Source organism: Paeniglutamicibacter sp. ZC-3 (assembly GCF_025847175.2).
GTDB lineage: Bacteria > Actinomycetota > Actinomycetes > Actinomycetales > Micrococcaceae > Paeniglutamicibacter > Paeniglutamicibacter sulfureus.
Window position 1 is genome coordinate 49766 of sequence record NZ_JAOYTG010000008.1, and the last position, 19250, is coordinate 69015.

Consider the following 19250-nt stretch of genomic DNA (forward strand, 5'->3'; position numbering starts at 1 on the left):
TGTCGTCCCCGGCCGGTTCCCTACGCCCGGCCCAACCCGCGCCAAAGCAAGGCCACGTGCAAAGAGGTCCGCGACTCGGCGTCATCCAGGCTGACGCCTAGCTTGTCCTCCAGCTTTTCGAGCCGGGCGTAGAGCGCCGGCCGACTCAGGAATCCGGTGCGGGCCAGGGCGGACTTGTTGCCGCCGTGTTTGAGGTACAGCCCGAGCAACTCGAGTGCGGGCTCGTCCAGCGGGTCCAGGATCCCGGCCAGCTCGGCCTCGGCAAAGGCCTTCAGGCGCGCGTCGTCGTGCATCAGCGCGAGCAGCCCGCGCAGCCGCACGTCGGCAAAGCGGTAGAAGGGCCGGGCACGGGTGTCAAGGGTTGCCACGGTCTCGGCGACCTGGACCGCTTCTTCCAATCCACGGGCCGCATCCTTCACGCTTTTTCGCCCGCGCCCCACGCCCACCGACCATTCGACGGATTGCTGGCCTTGGGCCAGCTGCCGGCAGATTCGTTCCAGCAGCGGCTCCTCGAGTAGCCTGGCACCCACGCCCAGCACCATGCCGACTTGGCCGCTCTGCAGGCTGGCGGACAGCGAGGTTGCCCGGGCCGATCCCACGACGTCGTTGAGTGCGTCCAGCAGTGCACGTTCGCGCAATTGCACGCCGGTTGGCGTTTGCCCCCGGCGGTCATCAAGGCGGAAAACGACCGGGACGTAGTGTGGCGACTCCGCAAGACCCAGCGCGCCGGCACGGATCATCACTTCGTCCGCGCTCAGGGCATGGGGCTGGCGCAGCTCGTGCAGCAGTCCCGCGCGGGCCTGGTGCAACAGCTCCTTTTGGTCCCGCCCGGCCAATCGGGCAATGGACAGCGTCTGCCCCGCGCGCTCGAGCACCATGGCAGCGTCCTCGTCGTTTCCCAGCTGCCTGGGAACAACCAACCGCCCCCAGCGCTGACCCTGGATTCCCACCGGGGTCTGCAACCAGCTCTCCTCCCCCGCCCCGCGCCCCGTGGCCTCCAGGTAACCGACCCGACGCGAGCGTTCGGGCCAATGTGCAAGCAGCCCGGCGTCCGGTTGCGGGCCGGCGTCGAAGCCCAGGACCAGGTGCGCCACGTCCTCCAGCACCACCGGGGCACCGATGAGTTCGGCTGCCCGGGACACTATCCCTTCCTCCGTGGCGTTTTGCAAGCTCAACGCGGTGAACACCTCGTGGATCATCCGGGAGCGTTCCAAGGCGGCAAGCTGGTCCGAGACCAGCATGCGGTGAACCACCTCGGTGATCTCGACAAAGCGCACCCGTCGCTGCAACAGGATGACAGGGAAGTCGCCTTGCCCTGCAACCCGACGCAGCGCGGCGATGGATTCCTGTTGGTCCACGGCCGCCCCGGCGGCAACCAGCTCGACAATAAGTCCCGACGCTCCCGCAGCCTGAACTTGTGAGACAAAGCCAGCCACTCCGGACCCCGCTTCGCCGAAGGCCAGCCCGGTGGTCAGCACCAGTTCCCCGCCGGAAAGCAAATCGGCCAGATCGGGGGTTTCGGCCACGTGCACCCAGCGCACGGGGTTGCCCAGCATGTCCGCACCCCCCAACACTTCGGGCTCCCCCGCGGCTACCGCAGGCAATTCAAGGACCCTTGCAATGCTCAGGGTCCCGGCAACGGCAGGCTTTTGGCGACTGGCGACTGTACTCATGGACACAGTGTATTGCTTTTAGACAAAGAGTTGACAGGTTGTCCATAGCCCAGGTGTGTCCCGCGCTACACAATGGATTCAGCAGACCATTGCCCCGCCTTGAAAGGAACCACACACCATGCAGACACTCACCCACTGGATCGACGGAACCAACCTCGAAGTCCCGACCGATTCCCGTTTTGCCGACGTGACCAACCCGGCCACCGGCAAGGTGTCCTCTCGCGTTGCCCTGGCTTCGGCCGACACGACCGCCGAGGCGATCGCCGTGGCCCACGCCGCGTTCCCGGCCTGGCGCGACACCTCGCTGACCCGCCGCTCGCAGGTCCTGTTCAACTATCGCGAGTTGCTGAACAAGCGCAAGGGCGAACTGGCCGCCATCATCACCGCGGAACACGGCAAGGTGCTCGAGGACGCGATGGGCGAGATCGCCCGCGGCCAGGAGGTCGTCGAGTACGCCTGCGGCATCCCGCATCTGGTCAAGGGCGGCTACACGGAAAACGCCTCCACCAAGATTGATGTGCACTCCATCCGCCAGCCCCTCGGCGTCGCGGCCATCATCTCCCCGTTCAACTTCCCGGCCATGGTGCCGATGTGGTTCTTCCCGATCGCCATCGCGGCCGGCAACTCCGTGGTCCTGAAGCCGAGTGAAAAGGACCCGACAGCGGCCCAGTGGATGGCCGAGCTGTGGAAGGAAGCAGGCCTTCCCGACGGCGTCTTCAACGTGGTGCACGGCGACAAGGAATCGGTCGACACGCTGCTGACCGACCCGCGCGTCGCCTCGGTCTCCTTCGTCGGCTCGACCCCCATCGCCCAGTACGTCTATGCGACCGGCACGGCACACGGCAAGCGCGTCCAGGCCCTGGGCGGGGCCAAGAACCACATGCTCGTCCTCCCCGACGCCGACCTGGACCTGGCCGCCGACGCTGCCGTCAACGCCGGCTTCGGAGCCGCGGGCGAACGCTGCATGGCCATCTCCGCGCTTGTCGCCATCGACTCGATCGCCGACGAACTCGTGGCCAAGATCGCCGAGCGCACGGCAACCCTGCGCGTGGGCGACGGCACCCGCGGCTGCGACATGGGCCCGCTGGTCACCGCGGCGCACCGCGACAAGGTCGCCGGCTACATCGACGCCGGCGAGGCCGCTGGAGCCACCATGGTGCTGGATGGCCGGCGCGTGAACCCGGACGCGGAGGGCGAGGGTTTCTTCCTGAACCCGACCCTCTTCGACAACGTCACCACCGACATGTCCATCTACACCGATGAGATCTTCGGCCCGGTCCTCTCCGTGCTCCGCGTCGCCTCCTTCGAGGAAGGCATCGAGACCATCAACTCCAACCCGTACGGCAACGGCACAGCCATCTTCACCAACGACGGAGGCGCTGCACGCCGCTTCGAAAACGAGATCCAGGTCGGTATGGTTGGAATCAATGTGCCGATCCCGGTGCCGATGGCCTACTACTCCTTCGGCGGCTGGAAGAACTCCCTCTTCGGCGACACCCATGCCTACGGCGCCGAGGGCATCAACTTCTTCACCCGCGGCAAGGTCGTCACCTCCCGCTGGCTGGACCCCAGCCACGGTGGCCTGAACCTCGGCTTCCCGCAGAACGCCTAGGGCCTCGAGAATCCCGGAAAGGGGTACCCCCATGAGCATCGATGTGAGCACCGAAACCATCACGCCCGAGCAGATCGCCGCCGGCGCCCGCGCCCACGAGCTGGACCGCAAGCATGTCTTCCATTCCTGGCAGGCACAAGGACCTTTCGACCCCATGACCATCATTAAGACCGAGGGTTCCTGGGTCTGGGACGGGGAGGGCAACAAGCTCCTCGATTTCTCTTCCCAGCTGGTCAACACCAACATCGGCCACCAGCACCCGAAGGTCGTCGCCGCCATCCAGGAGCAGGCAGCACGGATCTGCACCATCGCCCCGCAGCACGCCAACGACGCCAGGTCCGAGGCCGCGCGGCTGATCGCCGAACTGACCCCGGGGGACCTGAACAAGATCTTCTTCACCAACGGCGGCGCCGACGCCAACGAGCATGCGATCCGCATGGCCCGCCTGCATACCGGCAGGAACAAGGTCCTGTCCGCCTACCGCAGCTACCACGGCGGCACGCACCTTGCGGTCAACGTCACCGGCGACCCGCGCCGCGTGGCATCCGACAACGCCACCGACGGGATCGTGCACTTCTTCCCGGCCTACCCGTACCGCTCCTACTTCCACTCCACCACCGAGGCCGAAGAGACCCAACGCGCCCTGCGCCACCTGGAGGACACCATAGTCCTCGAGGGCCCGGGCACCATCGCGGCCTTGGTGCTGGAATCCATCCCGGGAAGTGCCGGCATCTACATGCCGCCGGGGGGCTACATGGAGGGTGTACGGGAGCTCACCACCAAGTACGGCATCGTCTTCATCGCCGACGAGGTCATGGCCGGCTTCGGCCGCGCCGGCCGGTGGTTTGCCGTCAACCACTGGAACGTGACCCCGGACCTGATCACCTTCGCCAAGGGCGTGAACTCCGGCTACGTGCCACTGGGCGGCGTGGCCATTTCCGAGGCCATCTTCGAGACCTTCCGCGAACGTCCCTACCCGGGCGGGCTGACCTACTCGGGCCACCCGCTGGCCTCGGCCGCCGCGGTGGCGACCATCAACGCCATGAAGGATGAGGGCCTGGTGGAGAACGCCGCCCGCCTCGGGGCGGACATCATCGGCCCGGCACTGCGCGAGCTGAAGGACAGGCATCCTTCCGTGGGAGACGTGCGCGGCACCGGCTGCTTCTGGGCCGTCGAACTGGTCACCAACCGCGAGACCCGCGAGCCGATGGCACCGTACGGCGGATCCTCGCCGGCCATGGCCGCGGTGACCGGTGCCTTGAAAAAGGCAGGCATGCTGCCGTTCGTGAACTTCAACCGCATCCACGTGGTCCCGCCACTGAACATCACGGACGAGGATTTGCGTACAGGGCTGGCCATGCTGGATACGGCCCTGAGCGTCGCAGACACGTTCGTCGAGGCCTGACACCCCTGCGAATATGCACCACCTTCGGTGGCCGTGTCCCGAGGATTAGTTCCCCGGGACACGGCCACCGGCCGTTAAGGGCAGGTAACTCCGCCTTGCCTTCGACCTGACAAGCCGGAGTTGCCGACAGAAACCGGCGGGCAAGCATCTTCGCGCTGGCCCCGCTGGCCATGGGAAGCGAATTCCCGGGAACTTTCAGGTTGCCTAAAGGTCGCCGCCGCGGCCCACCCTGGCATAGACCGCAGGCTGGCTGCGGCGAAGGCGGAAGGCCCACAGCACACCGAGGATCCCCGGAACTATGACGACTGCCGGCAGCAGCCATCCCAAAACGCTGGCTTCTTCCAGCCCGATCAGCACATCGAAGTTCACCACGATCGCGCCGAAAAGAACCGTCAGGCTCACCCCGGCGAGCAGCGGTGCCACCTGTGCGGCCCACGGACCGAGTCCGTGCGGCTCGGTGCGGAAATATCCAATGACGGCAAAGGAGGTCAGTGCCATGAGCATGACCAGGCCGAAGGCACCGGTGTTCGTGAGCCAGGTGAAGAGGGTGAGCACCGGGAACATCTCGTCCTGCCCGTTGCCGATGAATGCGAAGACCACCAGGACCACCAAGGCCAACACCGATTGGGCCAACGAACCGGCCATCGGGGCATGTGTGCGGGGATTGGTGCGGGCCAGCACCCGTGGCAGGACTCCCTCGCGTCCCAGCGAGAACAGATAACGGGCCACCACATTGTGGAAGGCGATCAGGGCGGCGAGCAGGCTGGTGATAAAGAGAACGTTGCCCAAATCCACGAACCAGCCCGGGGTGTGCTCCGCCAAGAAGACAAACATCAGATCCGGGCCCATCTCGGCCGACCTGCCCACGACCGCGCTGTCTCCCTCACCCACGGCCATGGCCCAAGCGGAAATGGCGTAGAAAACCGCGATGATTCCCACGGCGATCAGCGTGGCACGACGAGGGGTATTCTTGGGGTCCTTGACCTCTTCGCCGTAGATCGCCCCGGATTCAAAGCCCATGAAGGCAGCGATGCTGAAGGACAGGGCTGCACCGATTCCCGCAGTGAACAGGCTCCCCGGTTCCAAGGTCTGGGTGCTGATTCCCTCGGGGGCAACCTTTATGGCCAGCACGTCATACACGATGACCACGAGGAACTCGCAGGCCACGACGATGCCCAGGAGCTTGGCCGAAAGGTCAACCTTGTTCACCCCAAGAACCCCAACAACGGCCCAGCCGATCAGGGCACACCCCCACCATGGGAGGCTCAGCCCGAAGGTACCGGCAAGGAACGATGACATGGCAAAGCCGAAGAGTCCGTAGATGCCGATCTGCATGGCGTTGTAACTGATCAACGCGACCCAGGCCGCGCCGATACCGGCTGCCTTTCCCAGACCTCGCGCGACGTAGGCGTAAAACGCCCCGGCATTGTGCACGTGTTGGCTCATGGCAGTGTATCCAACGGCGAAGACCAACAAGACGATGCCGAGGACGATAAAGGAAAGCGGGATGCCCAGCACTCCGGTCACCGCGTAGTTGCTGGTGACACCTCCGGCGACAACTGTCAGCGGTGCCGAGGCGGCGATGATCATGAAGACCAGCGCGGGTACCCCGAGTGTGCGTTTGCCGAGGCTCGGGGCCTCGGTGATGCGTGGATCAGTGGATGCAGCCATGGGAAGTTCCTCCTTGAAGCGTCTTTCCTACAAGCGTGCGCGAACGTATCCATTTGGCGCTTGGCTTTGCGTGAGCGCCTTTTGGCGAACCGTGCAGCGTTGTCTCGGGACGCCTGATCCGAGACCTTGGCGTCGCTAGCTTTGGGCCCTGAAAGCCGAGGGGGAACTGCCGTATGCGGCCCGGAATACCCTGCTGAAGTGCGCTGCGTCAGGCAATCCCCAACGCGCCCCCACTGCTCCCACCGGCACGTGGTGTTGAAAGGGATCGCTTAAATCGCGTTTGCATTGCTCCAGCCGTCGGGTGCGAATCCATTCGGAGACGGTGTGGCCGGACTGGGCGAAAATCTTATGCAGACTGCGCAAGGAGATGTATTGGGACTCTGCAATGGATCCCGGGCACAATTCGGGGTCGGTGAGGTGCTCATCGATGTAGGCCTGAATCGAACGGAATTGCCGGTGATGCCCATCGATCGCGAGTTCGTCGTGTTCGTGGAGTTCGGCCGCGAGCAACGTACCCAACAGGTCCACGGCATTCGCGGCCAGCCGATGTCCGACCGGACCCTGCAGCTGGGGCAACAGGCCCGCCAGCTGCCCCAGGAAGGGGTTGATGGCCCGACCCAAGGGATGTTCGGCGCCGATGGCGGTGGCTGTCATCTCACGGAGTTGGGCAACCGGCAGTCCCAGCTGCTGCTGTGGAAACATGAGGACGAGGGTCTTGAATTCCTCCTCGAACATCAAGGTGTAGGGACGCTGGGTGTCATAGATCGCCAGCTCCCCGGGTCGAAGCAAGGTTTCCCGCCCGTCCTGCAGCAGGATGCCACGCCCGCTCAGCTGCAGGTTGAGCTTGAAGTGGGGGTGGTCCCCAGCGGCCAGCAGGTCCTCGGCGCGGCGCACTGCGTGTGCCGTGGCCTCGACCTCCATCACTCCCACGGAACCGAACTGGTTGCCGGCAATGCTGCCGGCAAAGGAGCCGGCCCGTACCGGCTCGGAAATGAGCGGAACGAAGGCGCTGGAGACAAGGGCCTTCCAGGCTCCGAAGGAATCAGCGTGCTGTATCTGGTACATGAGCGATAGACCTTTCCCCAATTTCGGCCACGCCCCTCCGCATCGACAATCGGGAGGGAGGTGAACAGGGTCACATTCCAGCCAATCTACGCGCATAAATTCCTAAAGTCACGTTTTTTCTCTGACTGTAGGTTTTAAAGCGGGGACGTTGCTCAGCCCGTGCGCAGCAGACCCAGGTGTTGTTCCAACTGAGCCCGCAATTGGCTCGGATCGTTGAAGCCCGCATCAAGCACTGCCGCTATCTGTGAACCCAACAGGAAGGTCAGGAACGATTCCGCCGCGACCATTGGATCCACGTTGCCACGCAGCGAACCCTCATCTCCCGCCTGGGCAATCCACCCCCGAATCCAGTTGCGCCACTGGAGCATGGCTTCGTCATTGAGCGCGGCGAATTCTGGCTCATGGATGGCGACTTGCCAGAAAGGGATCACGACCCGGGCCTCGTCCAGCCGGTCCGCATCCAGCGGCAGGACCTCCGCGGCGAAGGCACGTAGTGCCGACAGGCCGGCCAGCCCTTGGGTTGAGGTCGCGATCCGAGAGTTGGTACGGCCAAAGACGTGGCTGAAGGTAGCCCGAATCAAGCTCGCCCGCGTGGGAAAGTATGGCTTCAATGCGCCATTTGCAAAGCCTGCTTCGGCCGCAATGTCGCGCAAGGTCACACCGTCAAAGCCGCGGCGGGCAATAACCTTCCACGTAACCTCAACAAGCTCGAGTCGGCGGGCATCGTGATCAACAATCTTTGGCATGCAACCCATCCTACGGATCACTCCGCCAACCTTTGCGCACCGCCCGCACCAACCCGCACCCCTTGCCACGGTGAAGAAACGCGGTTATTCTCTACAATCAGAGAATAAAAACGTGGTGCACGTCACCGGCGCCGGTAATGCACGTCTCCTTCCACATTCCCTCGAAAGGGCAACGCCATGACCCCCAACAACGCGATCGCCGAAAACACCGACCTCGGTGCCTACGCACTTGCCACCGAAGCGGAAATCGCACAGGTGCGCACCATCCTGGCCGAGAACGGCCACTTCCCGGAATCGGCCCGCGTGGCCTACCTGGGACTCGAGGATCCACGCCGGGACGCGCCGGAGACCGATCGCCGTTTCCGCGTCTTCCTCCTCGATGTCAGCGGCAACCATCCCAAGGACATCGTGGTTTCCGTGACCCGCGGCGAGGTGGAAAGCGTCATCGAGCTGGACACGGCCATCAGCGGCGAGCTGCCGGTGCTGGAGGAGGAATTCGAGGTCGTCGAGGAGCTGCTTTCCGAAGACCCGCGTTGGCTCGAGGCCCTGGCCAAGCGGAACCTGGACGTGAAGAAGGTGCGCGTCGCCCCGCTCTCTGCCGGCGTGTTCGAATACCCGGAAGAGTCCGGCCGCCGCATCCTGCGCGGACTGGCCTTCGTGCAGGACCACCCCGAGGACTCGGCCTGGGCACACCCCGTGGATGGTTTGGTCGGCTACGTGGATGTGGGCAACCGCAGCGTGGACCAGGTCATCGACCTGGGCGTCGTGCCGATCCCCGCCGAGCACGGCAACTACACCGACCCCGAACTGACCGGCCCGCTGCGCACCACGCAGAAGCCGATCTCCATCACCCAGCCCGAAGGTCCCAGCTTCACCGTCACCGGCGAGAACCATGTGGAGTGGGAAAAGTGGAGCCTGGATGTGGGCTTCGACGTGCGCGAGGGCCTGGTGCTGCACAATATTTCCTTCGAGGACAAGGGTGCCCCGCGCCGCATCCTTAACCGTGCCTCCATTGCGGAGATGGTGGTCCCCTACGGCGACCCGTCCCCGGTGCGCAGCTGGCAGAACTACTTCGACACCGGCGAGTACCTGGTGGGCCAGTTCGCCAACTCGCTCGAGCTCGGCTGCGACTGCCTGGGCGAAATCCATTACATCTCCCCGGTGGTCGCCAATGCCCGCGGCGAGGCGCGCACGATCCGCAACGGCATCTGCATGCACGAGGAGGACCACTCGATCCTGGCCAAGCACTCCGACCTGTGGAGCGGCATCAACTACACGCGACGCAACCGCCGCCTGGTGATCTCCTTCTTCACCACCATCGGCAACTACGACTACGGCTTCTACTGGTACCTCTACCTCGATGGCACCATCGAGTTCGAGGCCAAGGCCACCGGCATCGTGTTCACCAGTGCCCTGCCGGACGGGGAAACACCGTACGCCTCCGAACTCGCGCCAGGACTCGGCGCCCCGTTCCACCAGCACCTTTTCGGCGCCCGGTTGGACTTCGCCCTCGACGGCGGCCCGGGCCGCGTCGAGGAGGAGGACGTGGTGCGCGTTCCGACCGGTCCGGAGAACCTGCGGGGCAACGCCTTCTCCCGCAAGCGCACGCTCCTGGCCCGCGAGTCCGAGGCGATCCGCGACGCAGACATGGCCAAGGGCCGCACCTGGGTGGTCTCCAACCCGGAATCGAAAAACCGCCTGGGCCACCCGGTGGGCTACAAGCTGCACCCGCAGGGCAACCCCACACTGCTGGCCGACGAGGGATCCTCGATCCACCGCCGCGCCACCTTTGCCGCCAAGGCTCTGTGGGTCACCCCGGCCACCGCGGACCAGCGCTACCCGACCGGCGACTTCGTGAACCAGCATGCCGGGGGCGCCGGGCTGCCCGAATGGGTCAAGGCCGACCGCAACATCGACGGCGAGGACCTCGTCCTCTGGCACACCTTCGGGCTCACGCACTTCCCGCGACCCGAGGACTGGCCCATCATGCCGGTGGACACGGTTGGCTTCAAGCTGCGTCCCGAGGGCTTCTTCGACCGCTCGCCGGTTCTAGATGTCCCGGCCCCGGCCACCGGCAAGTCCTGCCACTCCTAGTCGGCATGCCATGACCACGAACATTGCGGCCCCCGTTTGGCCCGCACCGCGTGTCGCGCCGGCCGCGCGGCAGGTCACCCGTGGGGCCCCGGGTTCACCGAGGTTTGCCCGGGTCGTCGCCGCCCTGGCGGCGGGCCTGGGCGCGGGTCACGTGTGGGTCATGGTCGCCTTCCCGCACGGGCCTTGGGTCGGCGCCGTCTTGGGTGCCATGGTCCTGTTGTGCCTCAAGTGCGCCCACCGGTCCTGGAACAATCCGACGGCCCTGGTCGAATTGCTGGCCATGTCCGCACTCATGGCGATTGTCCACACCTTCATGGCGCTGGGCATCCACGAGCACCGGCACGGCGGAGAAGCCACGGTTGCGACCGCCGGAGCGGGAGCCGCCGCGATGCTCGGCATCGCCGCGGCCGAGCTGGCGCTGGTCATGCTCTGCGGGATCGGCCTGCGGCTGGCAGCATCGGGCCCCTCCGCCGGCGGCGACGCGGAGCACCGGTAGGACGCGCAGGATCCGACGTCGACACGGAGGGGCACCGAGAAATTTCCCGGTTCCCCTCCGTTGCCGTCTCGGCACTCAGTTGCCCAACCGCGCGGCAATCCCTCCAAGCAGCAGGTCCAGGGCGAAGCGGTAATTTTCCTCGTCCTGCACCCCTGCCATCAGGGCAACCGATGACACCGCCAACGGGTATTGCTGCTCAGACACGTCCTGATAGCTGCGCACCCACGCATTGTCATCCTGCGCTGACTGTTCACCCAGCAGCACAAGCCCCGCACTAAAGCCGGTCCATGCCAGCATGAAGTCGCCACAGGCCCGGTAGACCAGCGCCGCCTCCCGCCGTTCAAAACCCGCCAACTCCAGCGCGGCGAGCATGGCCTCAATGAATTCCAGCTCGCCCTTCTGGCGCGTCACCCGCAAGGCAGCCAACGTGGCAACCTGCGGATAGCGCAGGAAACTCGCCCGGGTCCTCAGCATCAAGTCCCGCAGCGACTCCTCCCAGCGCGGGCCCGGGACATAACCTTCCATTCCCACCGCAATCACGCGGTCGGCGAGCGCCAGCAGCAGTTCGTCCTTGTCGGCAAAGTGGCGGTACAGCGCCGTCGGGTCGGCACCGATCGCCTTGCCGATCTTGCGAAAGGACAGGGCATCGGCATCGCTTCCGCCGGCCAGCTTAAGGCAGGCATCAATGATGATGTCGCGGCCAAGTCCCTGGGCACGGCGCCGCGGAACGGGCGTCTCTTTCACGGGGTCATCCTCGGGCTCGTTGGTATCCATCGATGGGCATTGGCGTCCTTGCCACGCATTAAAGTCAACACCGTTGACTTTAGATCATGACTGGGATTTTATGAACTGGGACACACATCATTCATCCAGCGGCACCCCCCATTCCTCCACGCCGAAAGGGCACCCGTGAGCGAGACGTGGCTATTTCATTCAGGCACTATCTTTGATGGCGACATCCTGCTTGCCCCGGGCAGTGCCGTGGCCGTGCGCGATGGCCGCGTCCTGGCCGTGGGGCCCGTGGCGCAGGTCCGCAACGCCCTCCCCGCACCGGAACACGACGTGTCCCTGGAAGGCCGTGCCTTGTCCCCCGGCTTCACCGACGCGCACGTCCACACCCTGATGGGCGGGGTCGAGTCCCTGGCCTGCGATCTCACCGGTGCCCACGGCATCGACGCCACGCTGGCAGTCATCACGTCCCACGCTGCCGGCAACACCAAGGACTGGATTACCGGCGGCGGCTGGTCCATGAGCGATTTCCCCGGCGGCACGCCCACTGCCGAACTGCTGGACGCGGTCACCGACCGGACGCCCGCCTACCTGATCAACCGCGACCACCACGGCGCCTGGGTCAACACCGCCGCCCTGCACCTGGCCGGGATCACAGCCGCCACCCTCGATCCGCCGGACGGACGCATCGAACGCGACGGGCGGGGAAATCCCACCGGCACGCTGCACGAGGGCGCCATGGACCTGGTCAGCCCACTCATCCCGCCCCCAGACGCCGCGACCCTGCGCGCGGGGCTGTTGGCCGGCCAGGCCAGGCTTCACTCGTTTGGGGTCACCGGCTGGCAGGAAGCAATCCTGGGGAACTACGCCGGGTATCGGGATGGTTCCGCGATCTACCGTTCCCTGTATGCCGAGGGTAAGCTCACCGGTCAGGCGGCCGGTGCCCTCTGGGTTCCCCGCGAAACCACCCTCGGGGACGTTCCCGAACTGGTCGGGGACTTCCTGGAGCGTCGGCGGGAAAACGCCGCGGCCGGGTTCCGCACCACCACCGCCAAGATCATGGTCGATGGCGTCGCGGAAAACCAAAGCGCCGCGATGCTCGACCCCTACCTGCGTACCTGCAATTGCGACCCTGATTCCAGGGGTTCCACGGGGCTGCGCTACCTCTCTCCGGAGGTGCTGTCCGCGGTGGCGATAGCCCTGGATGCTGCAGGCTTCGACCTGCATCTCCACGTCATTGGCGACGCTGCCGCACGCATGGGCCTGGATGCGCTCGAAGCGGCCCGGGCCGCCAACGGCATCACCGGTGGGCGGCACCATCTGGCCCACCTGCAGGTTATCCACCCGAACGACGTGGCTCGTTTCGGCAAACTGGGGCTGAGCATCAATGCCCAGGCGCTCTGGGCCTGCAACGACGACCAAATGACGGAACTGACGGCCCCGTTCCTCGGGAAGGAACGCACCGGATGGCAGTACCCGTTCCGCTCCCTGATGGATTCCGACGCGCACTTGGCCATGGGTTCGGACTGGCCGGTCTCAACACCCAATCCGTTCGAGGCCATCCATGTCGCGGTCAACCGCACCCATCCGGACCACCCGGAGGCCGAACCGTTGGTCCCCCACCAGGCCATCACCCTGATGGAGGCCATGCGCGGCTACACGCAGGGCAGCGCCTGGATCAACCGCGATATCGAAGGCGGCACTCTGCGACCCGGCTCCCGCGCCGACATCATCATGCTGGATGCGGACCCGTTCGCCATCGACTCCAGCGACTTGCACGCCGTGGCAGTGGAACTCACCCTTGCCGCGGGGCACGTGGTCTATTCACGTGCCGCCGCACGCGTCTAGGACCAGCTCTTCCACAAGTGCCCTCCCGCCCGCAGGCACTTTGAACACCACCCCCCACATTCACATCTTTCAAGCAAGGAAACTCCATGAGCAGCATTCCTGCCACGTCCAACGGCTTCCCCGTCTCCTACGACCGCATCGAGGCGAGCATCGGGAAACCCGCCATCGATGCCTCGCTCGACGGGACCGCCTACGCCCCCTATTGGCTGCGGCACCCCGACCGCCCCGCGGCCCTGCCCTCTTTGGAAGGCAACCTGACCACAGACCTGCTCGTGGTTGGCGGCGGTTACTGCGGGCTGTGGACCGCGTTGCTGGCGAAGGAAGAAAACCCCGACCGAGAGGTGGTCCTCATCGAGGGGCAAACCGTGGGTTGGGCGGCCTCGGGGCGCAACGGCGGCTTTTGCGAGGCCTCCCTGGTCCATGGCGAATCCAACGGCGAGAAGCACCTTCCCGGGGAAAACCAGCGGTTGGCCGAGCTCGGGGCCGAAAACCTCGCCGGAATCATTGGCACCGTCAAGAAGTACGACATCGATTGCGACCTCGTGGAAAGCGGCGTGCTGACCGTCGCCACCGAAAAACACCAGGTGCAATGGCTCAAGGAAGAGGCCGCGCAGGACCCTGAACTCGTTGCCATGGACGCATCGCACGTGCGCACCCACATCGATTCCCCGCTCTTTGAAGGCGGAAACTGGGACCGGCACGGCACCGTGCTGGTGCATCCGGCAAAGCTCGCCTGGGGCCTGCGACGGGTGTGCCTCAATCTGGGGGTCAGGATCTTCGAACACACCAAGGGCGAGGAGCTTACCTCCACCTCCACCGAAATCCGGGTGCGCACCGGCGCCGGTAACATCACCGCTAGAAGCGTGGCCCTGGCAACCAACGCCTTCCCGTCCCTGCTCAAGCGCCACCGTCTGCACACCATCCCCGTCTATGACTACGCGCTCATGACAGAGCCGCTCACCGCAGCACAGCGCCAGTTCATCGGCTGGAAGGAAAACATGGGCCTGGCGGACATGAACAACCGTTTCCATTACTCCCGCCCCACGATCGACGAGGACGGCGGCTGGCGGCTGCTCTATGGGGGCTACGACGCGATCTACCACTACGGCCGAGAGGTCAAGCCCCAATACGACAGGCACGATGCCACCTTCAGGAAGCTGGCAGCTCACTTCCTGGGCACCTTCCCGCAGCTGGAAGGCATCAAGTTCTCCCATGCCTGGGGCGGGGCCATCGACACCTGCAGCCGCTTCTTCGCCTTCTTTGACACCTCCCACTCCGGCCGCGTCGCGTACTGCGCCGGATTCACCGGTCTGGGCGTGGGCGCCACGCGCTTCGGCGCCAGGGTGATGCTTGATTTGCTCTCGGGTTCCAAGACCGAGCTCACCGAGCTGGAGATGGTCAGGAAGAAGCCGCTGCCTTTCCCGCCGGAACCGGCGGCATGGCTGGGCGTGAAGCTGATGACCAACGGACTGGTCCAGGCTGACCGCAACGAAGGCAGGCGCGGCCCGTTCCTCAAGGCCATGGATGCCGTCGGCATGGGGTTCGACTCGTGAACGCCCGGAATTTCCCGCTGTTACGCGGCGGACAGGCCCTTCGCGTGAACCGGGTGCCTCTGGACCACGAACCCGTCCCGCCCAACCAAGCCGCCACCACGGCTGCGGCCACCACGACGGCAACGGTGCCACTTGGCACACTGGCCGGCACCGCGTTTGGCATCTGGGAACTGGGCGTCGGCTCCATGCAAGACATGGAGGCCGAGGAAGTCTTCGTGGTCCTTGCCGGGCATGGCACCGTGGTCATCGAGCCATTCGAAGGACACCCTGCGCGCACCGCCGACCTGGCCCCGGGCACCGTCATGCGCTTGAGTGCCGGAATGAAGACAACCTGGACCGTCACCGAACCGCTGCGCAAGGTCTATTTCACCCTTGAGGAGGACTCCCGTGCCACAGAATGAGTTTCGCTGGCCGGTCCTCGGCTTCACGGCGGCAGTTTGCATCTGAATCAGGCGTGGACGATCCCGCAGAACGAAGCTCAACGCCCGCCCATGGTTCCGGACCGGGCCCGGGGCGGTCGTTCGCTTCGAATCGCTACACTGTTCTGGTGGGGGTCTCTTGGGGAGAAACGGCACGCAATCGATCTGGAGCTGAACCTTTCATGGGTGGACACCACCACGCCGACGTACTCGTTGACCCGGCCCGGCGCCGACGCGCCAACCTCATCCTTTGGATCCTGCTTGCCCCGGTGGGGGTGCTGGCGTTCATCGCAACCATCATGCTCTGGCCCAGCGGCGACATCGCCAAGTCCCCGCTGAACGACACCTTCAACACCGCCAACGGTGCGGAGCTCTCCACCGGAACCGTCACCCGGACCGTGAGTGAGGTCTGCCCGTCCTCCCAGGGCCTGGACGAGGTCGGCGGCAAGGAACTGATGTGCGAGATTTCCTATGTCGCCCCCGAGGCGGGCGGCGCATCGTTCGCCCTGGAAGTTCCGCCGGAAACGACCCAGTCCCGGCCACTTGTGGCCGGGGACAAGATCAAGTACCTCGACCTGTCGCACACCACGGATACATCCGCGCCGTATGTCTTCGTTGATTTTGTGCGCTCGACCCCCCTGGCCCTGCTCGGCATCGCCTATGCGGCGGTGGTGTGCATGGTCGCTCGGTGGCGCGGGTTGCGGGCACTGGCAGGGCTCGCCGGCGGGTTGTTCTTCATTGTGAGCTTCATGGTGCCGGCGCTGCTCGAAGGCAAATCCCCCATGCTGGTTGGGCTCACGACGTCCACCATCGTCATGTTTGCAGCACTGTATTTTGCCCACGGATTCTCCGCACGGACCTCCACGGCGCTGCTGGGCACGCTGTTCGGGCTGGGCGTCACCGCGGCAATAGCCACCTGGGCCACCGACGCTGCGGCGCTGACCGGTGCAACCGAGGATTCGGCCCTGACTCTCAGCACGGTGGTGCCCGAACTCAGTCTCTCCGGGTTGTTGCTGTGCGGCCTGCTCATCGCCGGCATGGGCGTGCTCAACGACGTGACCATCACCCAGTCCTCCGCGGTCTGGGAGCTGGCGGAAATCGCACCGCATTCCACTGCCCGGCAGCTTTTCACCTCGGGGATGCGCATCGGCCGGGACCACATCGCCTCGACCGTCTACACCATTGCCTTCGCCTACGCCGGCGCGGCACTGCCGATCCTGGTGTTGGTGAGCTTGTACGACAGACCCCTAATGGACACCCTCACCACCGGCCAAATGGCCGAGGAAGTCATTCGAATCCTGGTTGGTTCCATCGGGCTGGTATTGGCCATCCCGGTGACCACTGCCATCGCGGTGGCAGTGGTCAAGGCCACCGGCTCGGGCGGCAAGGGTTCCGGCAAGGGTTCCGGCGAGATCCCCGGGCCCGGGGAAACGGCAGTTTCCCGCTCTTCGGGCCGCCGCGCACTCCGGCCGACGGGTGCCCGCACCGCGGCCTCGCCCGGCACCGACTGACCGGCATCAAAGGGATCCGGCCCATGGACGTTTTTCTCACAATCAAACGATAATGGTTCTTGTTTAGGTTAGAGTGGATATCCGAACATACTCGCCACTCATCCCCCAAAGGATCGCTTCACCCATGAATCGTCGAACACTTCGCCTTCTCCCCGTGGCCCTCGCCGGCACGCTCGCCTTGGCGGCCTGCGGCGGAAATGCCGCAAGCCAGGAATCCGCCCCCGCCGGGCAAGACAGGGTGCAAGTCGTCACGAGCACCACCGTCTACGCCGACCTGGTAAGCCGGATCGGCGGCGACGAAGTGGAGGCAACGCCCGTGATCAATTCCGTGTCGCAGGATCCGCACTCCTACGAGGCCACGTCCCGAGACAAGCTGGCACTATCCAAGGCGCAGCTGGTTGTGGCCAACGGCGGTGGATACGACGCGTTCATGGACGTCCTGGCCAAGGACTTGAAGCTTTCGGACTCCACCCTCGTCAACGCCGTGGACACCTCGCCGATCGCGGAAGGCGAGGAAGGCGCAGCCGACGAACATGCGGACGAAGCCACTGCCCCCGACGAGCACGCTGGCGAAACCGCCGAAGAGCACGCGGCCCACGACGACGAGCCAGCCGCCAACGACGAGCACGCCGGCGAAAACGCCGAAGAGCACGCGGCCCACGGCGCCTTCAACGAGCACATCTGGTACGACCTTGAGTCCATGCGCCTGCTCACCGATGAGATCGCCAAGCGCCTGGGCACCCTGAAGCCCGAGTCGGCCGGCGTCTTCACCGAAAACGCCGCGGCACTGACCAGCGACCTGAAGGGCCTCGAGGCCCGGGTCGAGAAGCTGCACGGCGCGCTGGACGGCAAGAAGTTCGCCATGACCGAGCCGGTCCCCTTCCACCTGCTCACCGACATGGGCATGGCAGATGCCACACCGGAGGGCCTGAGCGAATCCATCGAAGGCGGCGGCGAAGTCTCCCCCCAGGCGTTCAATGAGATGGGCAAGCGCTTCGACGCCGGGGAGATCGACGTCCTGGCCTACAACACCCAGACGGAAAGCCCGCAGACCGAACGCATCCGCAAGCAGGCCGACGCGGCAAATGTGCCGGTCGTCGACTTCACCGAGACGCTTCCGGCCAACACCGACTACGTCGCCTGGATGGAATCCAACATCCAGGCCATGGAGTCCGTGGCCAAATAGCCAGGACCCGCAGGCGCCACAAGGCCCGGCGGCCGTCGTTCTCCGAATCGACGGCCGCCGGGCCTTTCCGCGTCCTCTTCCCCTTCTCTGGTCCTCAGTCTCCGGCATCCGTGTTCTTGGGCCAGCGCAGCAGCGCCGCGATGCCCACACCGTCGGGCAGCACGCCCTCGGGCACATAGCGGATGGTGGCATCCGTCAGCGCCGTGGCCCGCAACAGCACTTCCGGGGCCGGCCAGGAACCGATGACCAATTCCGAGTGTTCGTCCGAGCCCTCGCCGCAAAGCCATGGGTCGGCCTTCAGGGCAATGAGCGTCTCGTCGTCCTGGTACTGGCCCACCAGGACCGTGTCGGCCTGCGCCTGCTGCAGTGCCGTAACGACTTCGTCGAAGCCCAGCGCCAGTTCCGAGCGGCCGTTTCCGCTGCGGTTCGCCACGCGTTCGGACAGTTCCTGAACGTCCCTGCCCAGGACTTCATCGATTCGTTCCTGCACGGCCGCGGCGAACACGGATTGGTCCGCCCCGCCGGTGCGCGTGTGCTGCTCGAGAATGCTGGTGATCGGCTTGTGAGCGGGGGCCAGCTTGCTGGCCACCAGTTCGCGGGCCTTGACGTCGCCGGCCAGTACGATGAGCCTGACGTAGTTTTCCCTTGCCAACTCGTCGATCTGCTTGGCCAGGTCATCGGCATTGCGCCGCCAGATCTCTTCGGTGGAGGACTGGTTCTTGGGTTCGCTATAGGTCCCGGGAACCTTGCGTGCGTGATGCGCCTCCTCCGGGTCCCCGGTGACGCCGCGTCTTTCCTCGACGCCTTGTACAGCGGAGTGGTATAGCCGCACCTCTCCGCCGTCCCGGCCGGCCTCGACCACCAGGTAGGGGAACTGTCCCCCACGGGCGCGGGCCAGGGCCACCAGGTTGGGGAAGGGTCCGCAGTCCACGTCGGACGCCTCGACCTTCAGTCCATCAATGATTTCGTCGACAACGACCTCGCCGTTGTTCACGGCCACAAAGCGGGCGACCGGTGCCGCGTGTCCCTCGGCTGGCACCAGGGCCGCCTTCAGGGCTCCGATGTCGGCCTCCGAAGCCTGTTGCGAGCCGAGCAGTTTTCCTACGTGTTCGGGGAGTGCGTCAACCGCTTCCTGCGCCGCGGTTGTTCCAAGCGAAACATCTACGAGGGCTGTACACCATTGGCCCTGTCGACGGTAGAGTGAGGCGTCGATTCCTGTGGAACCTGCGCGTGAAGTCATGG

General features: G+C 65.3%; 15 protein-coding genes. 9 read left to right on the plus strand and 6 right to left on the minus strand.

The window, feature by feature from the left end:
- Positions 1 to 20 precede the first annotated feature (20 nt).
- Positions 21 to 1673 (minus strand): PucR family transcriptional regulator ligand-binding domain-containing protein, encoded by a 1653-nt coding sequence (locus OIU93_RS10375; RefSeq protein WP_264269998.1) that lies wholly within the window; start codon positions 1671 to 1673, stop codon positions 21 to 23.
- Between the two features lie 118 nt (positions 1674 to 1791).
- On the opposite strand from OIU93_RS10375, the gene OIU93_RS10380 reads away from it, so the two are divergent.
- Positions 1792 to 3285 (plus strand): CoA-acylating methylmalonate-semialdehyde dehydrogenase, encoded by a 1494-nt coding sequence (locus tag OIU93_RS10380; protein ID WP_264269999.1) that lies wholly within the window; start codon positions 1792 to 1794, stop codon positions 3283 to 3285.
- A gap of 31 nt (positions 3286 to 3316) precedes the next feature.
- A complete protein-coding gene (locus OIU93_RS10385; protein ID WP_264270000.1) occupies positions 3317 to 4690 on the plus strand; it encodes an aspartate aminotransferase family protein in 1374 nt (457 codons plus the stop codon).
- A 204-nt stretch (positions 4691 to 4894) separates the two neighbouring features.
- Here OIU93_RS10385 and OIU93_RS10390 read toward each other — a convergent pair whose 3' ends face one another.
- From OIU93_RS10390 to OIU93_RS10400, 3 genes are all read right to left on the minus strand, one after another.
- Positions 4895 to 6361 (minus strand): APC family permease, encoded by a 1467-nt coding sequence (locus tag OIU93_RS10390; RefSeq protein ID WP_264270001.1) that lies wholly within the window; start codon positions 6359 to 6361, stop codon positions 4895 to 4897.
- A gap of 135 nt (positions 6362 to 6496) precedes the next feature.
- A complete protein-coding gene (locus OIU93_RS10395; protein WP_264270002.1) occupies positions 6497 to 7426 on the minus strand; it encodes a helix-turn-helix domain-containing protein in 930 nt (309 codons plus the stop codon).
- Positions 7427 to 7578: 152 nt separating this feature from the next.
- Entirely contained in the window at positions 7579 to 8193 is a 615-nt protein-coding gene (locus tag OIU93_RS10400) for a TetR/AcrR family transcriptional regulator (protein WP_372342908.1), read from the minus strand.
- A 156-nt stretch (positions 8194 to 8349) separates the two neighbouring features.
- Between OIU93_RS10400 and OIU93_RS10405 the strand changes: the two genes are divergently transcribed.
- Together OIU93_RS10405 and OIU93_RS10410 are read left to right on the plus strand one after the other, a co-directional pair.
- A complete protein-coding gene (locus OIU93_RS10405; protein WP_264270003.1) occupies positions 8350 to 10266 on the plus strand; it encodes a primary-amine oxidase in 1917 nt (638 codons plus the stop codon).
- 10 nt (positions 10267 to 10276) lie between these two features.
- Positions 10277 to 10762: a hypothetical protein gene (locus tag OIU93_RS10410; RefSeq protein WP_264270004.1), complete on the plus strand. Its 486-nt coding sequence runs from the start codon at positions 10277 to 10279 to the stop codon at positions 10760 to 10762.
- A 75-nt stretch (positions 10763 to 10837) separates the two neighbouring features.
- On the opposite strand, the gene OIU93_RS10415 is transcribed toward OIU93_RS10410, so the two are convergent.
- Entirely contained in the window at positions 10838 to 11536 is a 699-nt protein-coding gene (locus OIU93_RS10415; RefSeq protein ID WP_264270005.1) for a TetR/AcrR family transcriptional regulator C-terminal domain-containing protein, read from the minus strand.
- 135 nt (positions 11537 to 11671) lie between these two features.
- On the opposite strand from OIU93_RS10415, the gene OIU93_RS10420 reads away from it, so the two are divergent.
- The 5 genes from OIU93_RS10420 to OIU93_RS10440 all read left to right on the plus strand — a co-directional run bounded on the left by OIU93_RS10420 (position 11672) and on the right by OIU93_RS10440 (position 18008).
- Entirely contained in the window at positions 11672 to 13339 is a 1668-nt protein-coding gene (locus OIU93_RS10420; protein WP_264270006.1) for an amidohydrolase, read from the plus strand.
- An 86-nt stretch (positions 13340 to 13425) separates the two neighbouring features.
- Positions 13426 to 14892 carry an FAD-binding oxidoreductase gene (locus OIU93_RS10425; RefSeq protein ID WP_264270007.1) on the plus strand — a complete coding sequence of 489 codons (1467 nt, stop codon included), beginning with the start codon at positions 13426 to 13428 and terminating at the stop codon, positions 14890 to 14892.
- Positions 14889 to 15293: a cupin domain-containing protein gene (locus OIU93_RS10430; protein ID WP_264270008.1), complete on the plus strand. Its 405-nt coding sequence runs from the start codon at positions 14889 to 14891 to the stop codon at positions 15291 to 15293. Before OIU93_RS10425 ends, OIU93_RS10430 begins: the two co-directional genes overlap by 4 nt.
- Before the next feature lie 200 nt (positions 15294 to 15493).
- Positions 15494 to 16822 carry a YibE/F family protein gene (locus tag OIU93_RS10435; protein ID WP_264270009.1) on the plus strand — a complete coding sequence of 443 codons (1329 nt, stop codon included), beginning with the start codon at positions 15494 to 15496 and terminating at the stop codon, positions 16820 to 16822.
- Positions 16823 to 16946: 124 nt separating this feature from the next.
- Entirely contained in the window at positions 16947 to 18008 is a 1062-nt protein-coding gene (locus tag OIU93_RS10440) for a metal ABC transporter solute-binding protein, Zn/Mn family (RefSeq protein ID WP_264270010.1), read from the plus strand.
- Between the two features lie 94 nt (positions 18009 to 18102).
- Here OIU93_RS10440 and OIU93_RS10445 read toward each other — a convergent pair whose 3' ends face one another.
- A complete protein-coding gene (locus tag OIU93_RS10445) occupies positions 18103 to 19248 on the minus strand; it encodes a hypothetical protein (protein ID WP_264270011.1) in 1146 nt (381 codons plus the stop codon).
- Positions 19249 to 19250: the final 2 nt, after the last annotated feature.